11 protein-coding genes are annotated in these 12,575 nt (G+C 37.8%); 9 read left to right on the top strand and 2 right to left on the bottom strand.

Going from position 1 to position 12,575, the window contains the following annotated elements:
* The first annotated feature begins 126 nt into the window (after positions 1-126).
* Positions 127-2,214, top strand: a complete 2,088-nt coding sequence (locus NG809_RS16720) for a M13 family metallopeptidase (RefSeq protein ID WP_262152410.1) — start codon at positions 127-129, stop codon at positions 2,212-2,214.
* A 214-nt stretch (positions 2,215-2,428) separates the two neighbouring features.
* On the opposite strand, the gene NG809_RS16725 is transcribed toward NG809_RS16720, so the two are convergent.
* Positions 2,429-3,136 carry an ABC transporter ATP-binding protein gene (locus tag NG809_RS16725; protein WP_262152411.1) on the bottom strand — a complete coding sequence of 236 codons (708 nt, stop codon included), beginning with the start codon at positions 3,134-3,136 and terminating at the stop codon, positions 2,429-2,431.
* 78 nt (positions 3,137-3,214) lie between these two features.
* Positions 3,215-3,796: a hypothetical protein gene (locus NG809_RS16730; protein ID WP_262152412.1), complete on the bottom strand. Its 582-nt coding sequence runs from the start codon at positions 3,794-3,796 to the stop codon at positions 3,215-3,217.
* A 536-nt stretch (positions 3,797-4,332) separates the two neighbouring features.
* Between NG809_RS16730 and NG809_RS16735 the strand changes: the two genes are divergently transcribed.
* From NG809_RS16735 to NG809_RS16765, 8 genes are all read left to right on the top strand, one after another.
* A complete protein-coding gene (locus NG809_RS16735) occupies positions 4,333-5,682 on the top strand; it encodes a sigma-54-dependent transcriptional regulator (RefSeq protein ID WP_262152413.1) in 1,350 nt (449 codons plus the stop codon).
* Between the two features lie 159 nt (positions 5,683-5,841).
* Entirely contained in the window at positions 5,842-6,201 is a 360-nt protein-coding gene (locus NG809_RS16740) for a DUF7674 family protein (RefSeq protein ID WP_262152414.1), read from the top strand.
* 10 nt (positions 6,202-6,211) lie between these two features.
* Positions 6,212-6,352 (top strand): hypothetical protein, encoded by a 141-nt coding sequence (locus tag NG809_RS16745; protein WP_262152415.1) that lies wholly within the window; start codon positions 6,212-6,214, stop codon positions 6,350-6,352.
* 103 nt (positions 6,353-6,455) lie between these two features.
* Complete coding sequence (locus NG809_RS18440) at positions 6,456-6,533, top strand: potassium-transporting ATPase subunit F (RefSeq protein ID WP_396124922.1); 78 nt, start codon at positions 6,456-6,458, stop codon at positions 6,531-6,533.
* Positions 6,534-6,677: 144 nt separating this feature from the next.
* The gene (gene kdpA / locus NG809_RS16750; protein WP_262152416.1) at positions 6,678-8,366 is read left to right on the top strand and encodes a potassium-transporting ATPase subunit KdpA; all 1,689 of its coding nucleotides are present in this window, start codon (positions 6,678-6,680) and stop codon (positions 8,364-8,366) included.
* Between the two features lie 191 nt (positions 8,367-8,557).
* Positions 8,558-10,567 carry a potassium-transporting ATPase subunit KdpB gene (gene kdpB / locus NG809_RS16755; RefSeq protein ID WP_262152417.1) on the top strand — a complete coding sequence of 670 codons (2,010 nt, stop codon included), beginning with the start codon at positions 8,558-8,560 and terminating at the stop codon, positions 10,565-10,567.
* Positions 10,568-10,670: 103 nt separating this feature from the next.
* On the top strand, positions 10,671-11,237 hold the full coding sequence (locus tag NG809_RS16760) for a K(+)-transporting ATPase subunit C (protein ID WP_262152418.1): 567 nt from the start codon (positions 10,671-10,673) through the stop codon (positions 11,235-11,237).
* Between the two features lie 78 nt (positions 11,238-11,315).
* Positions 11,316-12,395 (top strand): porin, encoded by a 1,080-nt coding sequence (locus tag NG809_RS16765; RefSeq protein ID WP_262152419.1) that lies wholly within the window; start codon positions 11,316-11,318, stop codon positions 12,393-12,395.
* Positions 12,396-12,575: the final 180 nt, after the last annotated feature.

Below are 12,575 nucleotides of genomic sequence, written 5' to 3' on the forward strand. Positions count from 1 at the left end.
CAAATGTAAAATATTTCATTTGATTTTTTGTTTTTATGGAGATGATTAATAAAAGAATATGTCATCATTTTTTCTAAGTATTCATTATATTTGATATTCTTTTAGAAATCATAAATTAAAATTTTAATGAAAAAAATAAATATTGCCGTTTTGGCATTTTCAGGTCTTGTTTTTTTGAATTCCTGCGGAACCAATAAGAAAGTAGCCGTAAACAGAGGAGAGCAACCCACTGCTGCAAAGACCGATTCTGTGTTCGTTGGAATGAAGGAAGAAGGAATAAACCTTGCCTATATGGATAAATCAGTAAGACCTCAGGACGATTTTTTTACCTACGTCAACGGAAACTGGGTAAAAGAAACCCAAATTCCATCAGACAAAGCGAGCTGGGGCTCTTTCAATGCATTGAGAGAAAATGTGGATGATGCTTCTCTGGATATTTTAAACAAAATTTTAAGTGAAACCTATCCTGAAGGTTCAGAAGGTCAGAAAATCCAGAATCTTTACGCAAGTTTTATGGATACTTCAAAACGAAATGCTGAAGGTTTAGCTCCAATAAAATCTGATCTGGCAAAAATTGATGCCATTAAAAATGTTGCAGATCTTCAGAAATATTTGCTTGAAGCTACAAAATTGGGAGACAATTCATTCTATGGATGGAGGGTAAGCGCAGATTTGAAAGATTCAAATATGAATGCCGTTTATCTTGGCGGGCCCGATCTTGGTTTGGGAAGAGATTATTACCAAAAAGTAAACGAAGCCAATACCAAAACTTTGGCAGAATATCAGAATTATATTGCTAAACTTTTTGTGATTTTAGGTTATAAAAATTCTGATGCTGTAGCTAAAAATGTGGTTGATTTTGAGAAAAAAATGGCGAACGACCTGCTGACTTTGGAGCAGAACCGCGATGCCAACCTGAGATACAATCCAAAAAAAGTATCTGAGCTTCCGGCTTTGGTGAAAAATGTAAACCTTCCGAAATATTTAAAGGATGCAGGTGTCAACACAGACCGTGTGATCATTGGAGAACTTAAATATTACCAGACTATGGATCAGATTTTTACTCAGAAAAATATTCCATTGCTGAAAGATTATCTGAAATACCATATCGTAAACGGAAATGCTGCCAATCTTGATGAAAATTTAGAAAAAATCCGTTTTGATTTCTATTCTAAATATCTGCAGGGACAGAAAGAGCAGCGTCCGATGAACAAAAGAGGTTTGGCAATGGTCAATTCTATTTTGGGGGAAGCTTTCGGAAAATTGTACGTAGAAAAGTACTTCACGCCGGAGTCTAAGCAACAAATGGAAACCTACATCGATTACATCGTAAAAGCTTTCGATAAACACATCACCGAAATCGACTGGATGTCTCCTGAAACCAAAGTGAAGGCCCACGAAAAACTTTCTAAATTCAGCGTGAAAATTGCCTATCCGGATCAATGGAAAGATTATTCTAAGTTAAAAGTTGAAAAAGGAACTTCATTGTATTCAAATCTTCAGAACGTATCAGCATGGCAATACGGAAAAAGTCTGGAGAAAGTGGGGAAACCTGTAGACAAAAAAGAGTGGGGAATGACTCCGCAAACGGTTAACGCGTATTACAGCGGTTCAAACAATGAGATCGTATTTCCTGCAGCCATTTTACAGCCACCGTTTTACAATCCAAAAGCTGACGCAGCAGTAAATTTCGGTGGAATAGGAGCTGTGATCGGTCACGAGATTTCACACGGTTTTGACGACAGTGGCTCAAGATTCGACGGTGATGGAAATCTAAATAACTGGTGGACAGCCGAAGACCGCAAAAACTTCGATGCAAAAGTGGCTCAGCTGGCTGCTCAGTACAATGCTTACGAGCCTGTGAAAGGAAGTTTCGTCAACGGTAAATTCACCAGCGGTGAAAATATTGGCGATCTTGGCGGCGTTTCTGTAGCTTATGAAGCACTTCAAATGTATCTGAAAGACAAAGGAAATCCGGGTCTGATCAGTGGTTTCACTCAGGATCAGCGGTTTTTCCTAAGCTGGGCTACCGTTTGGCGTACAAAATCCACAGAGCAGTATATGATCAATCAGGTGAAAACAGATCCGCATTCGCCGGGTGTTTTCAGAGCTTTCGGGCCTTTGGTGAATCAGGATTCTTTCATAAAAGCGTTCGATATTAAGGAAGGTGACAAAATGTATAAGGCACCATCCGAAAGAATTATGATTTGGTAAAATCTAAAAGACCTGCAGACTTTGCAGGTCTTTATTTTTATTTATTTCTATGATAATTTTTACCACAAAAGTCACAAAAGAAAGCTGTAAAAAGTCTTTTATTAAAGATCAAAATAGGTGTGTTCTGAAGAGAGTATCTTTTTTGAACTTTAATAAGTCTGTAAATATAGCTCTAAAACTTTTGTGACTTTTGTGGTTTTATCCTTTCAGAAATTTAAATAGTTTGCTCAGTTGTATAAGCTGTAAAAGCTTCTTCCAGACTGTTGAATTTACCTTTAAAATCTTCAATGGCACAATCCTGCAGAATATTTCCTTTGTGGATCAAAATTACCCTGCTGCAAAGCGCTTCCACTTCCTGCATGATGTGAGTGGAAAGAATTACCGTCTTTTTATTGCCGATTTCTTTAATCACGCTTCTTATCTCAAGAATTTGGTTTGGATCTAAGCCGTTGGTCGGTTCATCTAAAATTAAAAGTTCCGGCTGGTGAATAATTGCCTGGGCAAGACCGACTCTCTGTTTGTAACCTTTGGATAGCTGACCTATTTTTTTGGATTTTTCCGGAGTCAGGCCGACAGTTTCAATCACTTCATCTACTCTCGACATCGGGATTTTGTGGATATTTGCAACGAACTGCAGATATTCCTTCACAAACATTTCCAGATATAGCGGATTGTTTTCAGGTAGAAAACCGATTCTCTTTTTGGTTTCTATTTCGTTTTCAACAATATTTTTTCCGTCTAAAAAAATTTCGCCCTGCTCAATTTTCAAAGCACCGACGATTGATTTCATTAAGGTAGACTTTCCCGCTCCGTTGGGTCCCAAAAGGCCGATGATCTCGTTTTTTTCCGTAGAAATGCTGACGTTATTCAGAGCAGTCTGAGTTCCGAAAGTTTTGGTTAAATTATTTATGATTAATGACATGCTGATTTTGATATTTTACAAAAATAAAACAAAAAACTCATCCGTAAAGAATGAGTTTAAATATTGTTGTAGCTGTGACTATTTTCTTTTTCTGATAGGTTTTTTTGCCGGCTGCGCTGCTGGTGTATTGGGCTGCGTGTACGTCTGCTGTACCGGTGTCGCTGGCTGAGTGTTTACTGCTGTCTGCTGTTTCACAGGTTTATTGTAAAGTGCTGCCTTTGATGTTCCTACTCCGAAAATTTTATCAACTTGTTTTTTGTTTAAAAACTGGGATTTTCCAACATACTTTTTATTCTTATTGATGTACTGAATAAACTGCATCGTTGGCTGACCATAGTTTTTCTCGAAATGAAGTTCGATAATATCATTTGGAAGTTCAAGGGAGATATTTCCTGAAGGCTCATCGATAAAACCATCTGAAATCATTTTGTAAAGTCCCATCACATCGCCATTCATGTCAATAAAAGAGAATGATCTGAAAGTGTTGAGATTTGAGTTGTTGATGTCCTGATAATTGAAAGTATATCTGTTATCTTTTTTATAAAGTCCCACAGAATTGTCTTTTCCGATCTCTACCAAAGTTTCATTTTTCAGAACTTTAATTTGTGAAAATGCTGTAAAACTGAGTATTACGGCGAATAGTAAAAATATTTTTTTCATGCTTCTTCCTTTAATGTTTTGATATGGTAACGCTAAAATAGCGATAATAACAAAATTGACAATTTTTTTCTCCGGCAAAAGTAATATTTTTTTTTCAACAAGATTTTAAAACAGAACATGATATTTATTGAAGTATTAAATTACTTTAGAATTACTTTCATTTCTTTCGATCTCATTTTAAAATATTTATAGTAAAAAAATGATTATGATTAAAATAATATTAAATTTACTTCAAATATATTCGAAGGTAGTATTTCCAGTAAAATTTTCATAGTATTGCGCACAATCTTTAAACCAATTTACATAAAAAAATAAGTATTTCTAATTATTGTGACATTTTTGTTTTAAACAGCAAAAAAAAATAAGAGAAGTGATTTACTTTTCGTTAGATAACTGATGAGCTTTGTGGAATTTTATTTTTAAAACTTTAAAAGGCTAGCTTCAGAAAACTATAGTTTAATTGATAACCGGAAATGTGATTTAATTTTAAAAAACGATTCAATAATTGCTAATTTTGCCCGAAACGATTTACTACAGTGAACACCATTCTAATCATCGACGACGAGGCAAAAATAAGATCACTTCTCTCCAGAATTATCAGTCTTGAAGGTTTTGATGTCATCGAAGCAGGCAATCTGAAAAGTGGTCTGAAGAAACTCGAAACTTCAGAGATTGATATTGTGATCTGCGACGTAAAGCTTCCTGATGGTAACGGTGTGGAGTTTTCAAAAATTTTAAAAGATAAATTTCCTGTCGTGGAAGTGATTCTTCTGACTGCTTTCGGCAATATTCCGGATGGCGTTATGGCGATTAAAAACGGGGCTTTTGACTATATCACCAAAGGGGATGACAACACCAGAATTCTGCCTCTTATTTATAAAGCAGCAGAGAAAGTCGCTCTGAACAAACGCGTGCTTCATCTGGAAAAGCAACTCAACAGAAAACAGTCTTTCGACAGCATCATCGGGAAATCATCTTCAATTACGAATGTAGTAAATTCTGCCAGAAAAGTTGCAGATACCGATGCAACGGTGCTTCTGACGGGTGAAACAGGTACAGGCAAAGAAGTTTTTGCACAAGCGATTCACCACGCAAGCATGAGGAATAAAAATAATTTTATCGCGATCAACTGTTCGGCATTCGGGAAAGATTTGCTGGAAAATGAACTGTTTGGTCATAAAGCCGGCGCTTTTACGGGTGCTCTCAAAGACAGCAAAGGTATTTTTGAAGAAGCCAATCAGGGAACGGTTTTTCTGGATGAAATCGGAGAAATGCCACTGGATTTACAGGCAAAACTGTTGCGCGTCTTGGAATCGGGAGAGTTTCTGAAAGTGGGCGACAATAAGCCGATTAAAACGGATGTCAGGATTGTAGCGGCAACCAATAGAGATCTGGAAACTGAAATTGCAAACGGAAATTTCCGTGAAGACCTTTATTACAGAATCAATATTTTTCAGATTAAACTTCCTTCGCTGCGAGAAAGAACGGAAGATATAGAGTTGCTTGTCAGATTTTTCCTGAAAAGTTTTTGCCTTAAAACAGGAAAAAATATCACTTCCGTTTCTCCTGATTATTTGAAGGCATTAAAAAATCATCTATGGAAAGGCAACATCCGTGAACTTCGAAATGTGATTGAACGCAGCGTGATTCTCACAGATTCTTCGGAGCTGGATGTCGAAAGTCTGCCCTTTGATATTTCAATTCATAATGACCAAAATTCTTCTCCAACCAAAATAATGTCTGCTTTTTCTATGGCGAGTGCTGAGAAAATGCAGATTCAGAAGGTGCTTAATCATACCAAAGGCAATAAAGCCGAGGCCGCACGATTACTCGAAATCGGCATCGCCACCCTCTACAGAAAGGTGGACGAGTACAAAATTTCTTAGAAAATATTTCCATTCTGATAACGACCCTATCATTTTGATAGGGTTTTTTGTTTTTGTTTTAAATCAATATTTGGTTTAAACTACTGTAAATCAATTTATTTTAAATTTTATTTCTCACAGGGAATAAATCTTGGCATTAGAGATTCAAAACAAACCAAAATGAATTACACAGAAGCAATAAAGGAAATTGTAGAAGTAATCCCCGAAACAGAGCTTGAATTTAATGAGTCTGGCAAAGTGGCAACACCTTACAAGGTAATCAGCGTCTTTACAGGTCAAATCCGAAACCTGATCAACAGCAATGACAGGATAACGCTGATGAAATGTCTCAGAAAAATGAACAGGCTTTACAGCAAGGGCGACCAAAAGCTGAAGAATGCCATCGAAAACACATTTATCTATTCTCTAGACAGCTTTACTTTCTGTTGCGAGCCCGCTTTCAAGAAAATGATTTTCAGCAGAATGTCTTTGAGTCTTCAGAACAATTATCTGCATCAGGTTTACAAATCAGGAATTTAAAAATTAAAGAATGAAATCAAAAATCAGAAAAACCGGCGACTGGAAACTTTTGAAAGCAACCCGCGAAAAACACGATTTCGAAGTGATAACCATCAATATTGCTGTAATCCTCAGCGTTTTTGTCGCAGCTGCAGTTCTGCAGATTAACTAAAAATAAAAAAATGATAACAATTATTCTCTTACTCACTGCGATACTTCTGTTCGTATTGTTTTACCGTCTTGTTGAGTATTTCGAAACCATTTAAACTAAAAAAATGACTCTACTATTCTTATTGTCAGTAGCCATATTCATTTATATATGTTATGTGCTCGTAAAGCCGGAAAAATTTTAAACCCAAACCTTATGCAAATGAAACGTAAAATCCTGAACGAAATAAAACAGTGGGCAGTTCTGATTTTTTGGATCGCCTTCATCGTTGCTTTTCTGTATCTGTTGATTACCGTAAAAGAATTTGCACTAACTCATTAAACAAACTATGAACACTGAAATTTTAGGCGTTGTAGCGATGTTTGTCATAACATTGCTTTTAGCGATAACTTTTGGAAAGTATATTTCAAAAGTCTACACAGGAGAAAAAACATTTCTGGATCCTGTTTTTAAACCCTTAGAAAAGTTTTTCTATAAATTATCAGGTATTGATTCTGATTCTGAAATGAACTGGAAACAGCATCTGACTGCACTTTTAACCATCAATTTTCTGTGGTTTTTTATCAGCATGCTGATTCTGATGAATATGAGCTGGCTTCCGCTCAATCCCGACGGAAATCCCGATATGTCTCCGGATCTGGCTTTTAATACAACCATTTCTTTTTTAGTCAACTGTAATCTGCAACATTATTCAGGCGAAACGGGATTAAGTTATCTTGGTCAAATCTGGCTGATGTTCCTACAGTTCGTTTCCGCAGCGACGGGAATGGCTGCGTCGATTGTAATTTTTAAAGCTTTCAGAGAAAAATCTACAGAGAAGCTGGGGAACTTTTATGATTATTTCCTTAAATCAACCACAAGAATTCTCTTACCTCTCTCACTGTTGATGGGCGCTGTAATGGTATTTCAGGGAATGCCAATGACTTTCAGCGGAAAAGATAAAATGATAACGCTCGAAGGTAAAAATGTGGTAGTTTCCACAGGGCCGGTTGCCGCATTTGTTCCTATCAAACATATCGGAACCAATGGTGGTGGCTTTTTTGGAGCTAACGGAGCACATCCTCTGGAAAACCCAAGCTACTTTACCAATATGGTGGAGATGTTTGCACAATTTATCATTCCGATGGCGATGGTTTTTGCATTCGGACATTTTATCCGCAGAAAAAAGTTCGGATACATGATTTTTGGCGTGATGACAGCCGGTTTTCTCCTGCTGGCAGTGCCTACAGTCATTATGGAAATGAATGGAAATCCCGCCATCAGCCAAATGGGAATTGATCAGTCTTTGGGAGCGATGGAAGGTAAAGAAATCCGTTTCGGAGCTGCCGCTTCAGGTTTTTGGAGCATTGTGACGACGGTGATTTCTACGGGTTCTATCAATTCAATGCACGACAGTGCAATGCCGCTTTCCGGAATGACCCAGATGCTTGCCATGATGGTGAATGCTTTCTACGGCGGCGACGGCGCAGGTATTCTGAATATTTTCATCTATATTATTCTCGCCGTTTTCATCAGTGGATTGATGGTCGGCCGTACTCCGGAATTTATGGGTAAAAAAATTGAAGCCCGTGAAATGAAAATTGCCATGATTGTAGCGCTTTTCCACCCGTTTTTAATTCTTGTAGGAACTGCGATTGCGACCTATTTTCCTGAAGTCGGAACTTCTACACTCAATAATCCTGGATTCCATGGTTTCAGTGAGATGCTTTATGAATATACTTCTTCAGCTGCCAACAACGGAAGCGGTTTTGAAGGCTTGGGTGACAATAATCTTTTCTGGAATATTTCCACCGGAATTGTTCTGTTGCTCGGTCGTTTCTTGCCAATCATCGGTCCGGTAGCGATTGCGGGATTACTGGCTCAGAAAAAATACATTCCGGAAGGAGAAGGAACTTTAAAAACAGATACCTCCACATTCGGGCTGATGATTTTTGCAGTAATTGCGATTATAGCCGCACTGGCTTTCTTTCCGGCACTGGCATTGGGACCGATTGCAGAATACTTTTCAATGAAATAAAATTTAAAGGCAAAATATTTTTAAACCTCAAAAAAATCAAAGGGAATTATTGAAAAAAGTGATTAAAGTTTGCAAAATGTAAAACCTAAGTTTTGCAGGCTTTTGAAAAACTTAAAAGCATTAAAATCTTTTGTCCCTTTTGCGGTAAAAATCAAGGGTATCATAATAAAATTTAAATAACAGAAATTAAAATGGCTCAAAATAAATCTTTGTTTCAAAAAGAATTGGTTCAGGAAGCATTGAAACAGTCTTTTGTGAAATTGAATCCGAAACTGATGTTTAAAAATCCCGTCATGTTTCTCGTATGGCTCGGAACATTGGTGATGTTTTTCGTAAGCATCTGGACTTTAACTGGAGAAAAATCTCAGGGAAGTTTCGCTTACAATTTCACGGTATTCATTATCCTTTTGCTCACCGTCCTGTTTGGGAATTTCGCTGAAGCCATCGCCGAAGCAAGAGGAAAGGCTCAGGCAGACAGTTTGCGTAAAACGAGAGAGGAAACACCTGCAAAACTCCAGAATGGTGAAACAATTTCTTCCTCTAAATTACAGAAAGGTGACATTTTCGTTTGTGAAGCCGGTGATATCATCCCTTCAGACGGAGAAATCATCGAAGGTCTTGCTACGATTGATGAAAGCGCAATTACAGGTGAATCTGCTCCCGTCATTCGTGAGGCTGGTGGCGACAAAAGTTCTGTGACCGGTGGAACAAAAGTTCTGTCTGATAAAATCGTTGTACAGGTAACCACACAACCAGGTGAAAGCTTTTTAGATAAAATGATTGCGTTGGTGGAAGGTGCTTCAAGACAGAAAACGCCTAACGAAATTGCCCTGACGATTTTACTCGCAGGTTTTACTCTGGTTTTCATCATTGTCTGTGTTACTTTAAAACCATTTGCGGATTATTCTAATGTCACCATTACCATCGCATCGTTTATTTCACTTTTTGTCTGTTTAATTCCAACTACAATTGGCGGATTATTGTCAGCAATCGGTATTGCGGGAATGGACAGAGCCTTGCGCGCCAACGTGATCACAAAAAGCGGTAGAGCCGTGGAAACGGCTGGAGATATCGATGTCTTGCTATTAGATAAAACAGGTACAATCACCATTGGGAACCGTAAAGCAACAGGATTTTATCCGGCTCACGATATTGATGAAACACAATTGATCAAAGCGGCAGTTTTAAGTTCAATGTCTGATGAAACTCCGGAAGGGAAATCGATCATCGAACTGGCGGGAATCAATCCTTTAAGTTATGAAATCACTGATCCACAGTTTATCAAATTCACTGCAGAAACCAGAAGCTCAGGAATTGATTATGAAGGAAACCGCATCCGAAAGGGTGCAACAGACGCCATCAGAAAAATAGCTGAAGCGGCCGGAAATGAATTTCCACAGGAAATAGATTTAAAAGTAAAAGAAATTTCCCAAAACGGAGGAACTCCACTGGTAGTTTCGGAAAATGAAAAAGTTTTGGGCGTAATCGAGCTTCAGGACATTATCAAAACCGGAATCAGCGAACGTTTTGAGCGTCTGAGAAAAATGGGAATCAAAACGGTGGTGGTAACCGGTGATAATCCTCTCACTGCAAAATTTATCGCCGAAAAGGCCGGGGTTGATGATTTTATCGCCGAAGCAAAACCGGAAGATAAAATGAATTACATCAAAAAAGAACAGCAGGACGGTCGATTGGTTGCCATGATGGGTGACGGTACCAATGATGCTCCTGCACTGGCTCAGGCAGATGTTGGTGTTGCCATGAACAGCGGAACTCAGGCTGCAAAAGAATCCGGAAATATGGTGGATTTGGATAACGACCCGACAAAATTGATTGAAGTTGTGGAAATCGGAAAACAGTTGCTGATGACGAGAGGAACGCTGACGACATTCAGCATTGCCAATGATGTTGCGAAATATTTTGCCATTATTCCGGCATTGTTTATCACTGCAATTCCGGCTCTGCAAGGTTTAAACATCATGAATCTTCATAGTCCCGAAAGTGCCATTTTATCAGCGGTTATCTTTAACGCGATTATTATTCCGATACTGATTCCGTTGGCGTTGAAAGGGGTTGCTTACAAACCAATCGGCGCATCGGCTTTGCTGAGAAGGAATTTATTCATCTTCGGTTTAGGCGGCGTGATTATCCCATTTATCGGCATTAAACTCATCGACATTATCGTATCCTTATTTTTCTAAATATCTAAAAGGCAAAGCAGGGAGAAAGTTTTCATCACATCACTTTTCGTACAATATCTATCTCAATTCTTCCTGCATTTGTCTTTATTAAAATTATTATCAAATGAAAAAACATATTTTACCTGCAATTAAAATGACTGCTCTCTGCATCGTCCTTCTTGCGATTGTTTATCCAGTATCCATTTGGGCAATTGCTCAGCTTTCGCCTCATCAGGGAAAGGGAGATATAATTCAACATCAGAACAAAACTTATTACGAAAACATCGGACAGTCTTTCACCAGCGACAAATATTTTTGGTCAAGACCTTCAGCGGTTGACTACAACGCTGCGGGATCGGCAGGAAGCAACAAAGGTCCGTCGAATGAAGAATATTTAAAACAGGTTCAGGCTAGAATCGATACGATTTTAATGAAAAATCCAGGAATTAAGAAGTTAGAAATTCCGGCAGACTTGGTTACAGCCAGCGGAAGCGGATTGGATCCGAATTTCTCTGTACAGGCAGCCAAAATTCAGGTGAAAAGAATTGCCAAAATCAGAAATATTGATGAAAGTAAAATCAATAATGTCATCGCCGAACACACAGAAAAACCTTTGGCAGGATTGTTTGGACCGGAAAAAATCAATGTCCTGAAACTGAATATCGCACTTGACAGGTTAAGTGCAAAGTAAAATTTTAAAATCACTAATTATCTTTTGGAATTAAATTTTTTCAAACGAAATTCCATCTTTTTCTTAAATTTAAATTCAATGAAAAAAATACTGTTTGTTTTGTCAGCCGTATGTGGAATCACAGCATCTGCACAAAACGATTCTATCATCAAACCCCTTACTGTAAGCGGATACGCTGAAGTTTATTACACTGCGGATTTTAATAATCCTAAAAATAACAGCCGTCCTTCGTTTGTGTACAGTCACAACCGGAACAATGAGATAAACGTCAACTTAGCCTTTATCAAAACGGCTTACAATACCGAAAATGTAAGAGCCAATCTGGCCTTGGCAGTCGGAACGTATATGAATGCCAATTATGCAGCCGAACAGGGTGTGATGAAAAATATTTACGAAGCCAATGCAGGTTTAAAAATTTCCAGAAAACACAATCTGTGGATTGATGCGGGAATTTTCCCGTCTCATTTAGGTTTTGAAAGTGCCGTTGGAAAAGATAACTGGACATTGACACGAAGTCTTTTCGCAGACAATTCGCCTTATTTTGAAACCGGTGCGAAAATTTCCTACACTTCACAAAGCGGAAAATGGTTTTTGAGTGGTTTGGTTCTGAATGGTTGGCAGCGTATTCAGAGAGTTGACGGAAATTCCACGCCTGCATTCGGTCATCAAGTGACTTTTAAGCCTAATGAAAAACTGACCGTCAACAGCAGTTCTTTTATCGGAAACGACAAGCCCGACAGCATTCGACAGATGCGGTATTTTCACAATCTTTACGCAGTGTATCAAATCAGTAAAAATTTTGGGGTAACTGCGGGATTTGACATTGGAGCCGAGCAAAAAGCAAAGGAAAGTAAACAGTACAATATTTGGTACACGCCTGTTTTAATTGCAAAATACAATGCTACAGAAAAACTTAGTTTTACCGCAAGAGGAGAATATTATCAGGATGAAAAAGGAGTCATCATCGCTACCGGAACAGAAAATGGTTTTAAAACTTTTGGATATTCTCTGAATGCCGATTATCAGATCTTTCCGAATCTTGTCTGGCGTACAGAAATCAGAAATTTAAACAGCAGAGTCGCGGTTTTTATGAACAGAATTGATGAGTTTAATAAAAACAGTTTTACGGCAACTACGGCACTGGCAGTTTCATTTTAGTAATGAATATGATATTTATAATTTTTAAACCATTAAGATTATTAATTGATTAAGTTTTTTTAAGAATCAATAGAATTGATTTAAGTCTCCTGCTTAATGATTATTCTCGATTAATCTTAAAAAATCTATCATTTTTGTCCTTAAAAACTCAAAGTTCTTAATGGTATAAAGAAATTTGTA

It is taken from the genome of Chryseobacterium foetidum (genome assembly GCF_025457425.1).
GTDB lineage: Bacteria > Bacteroidota > Bacteroidia > Flavobacteriales > Weeksellaceae > Chryseobacterium > Chryseobacterium foetidum.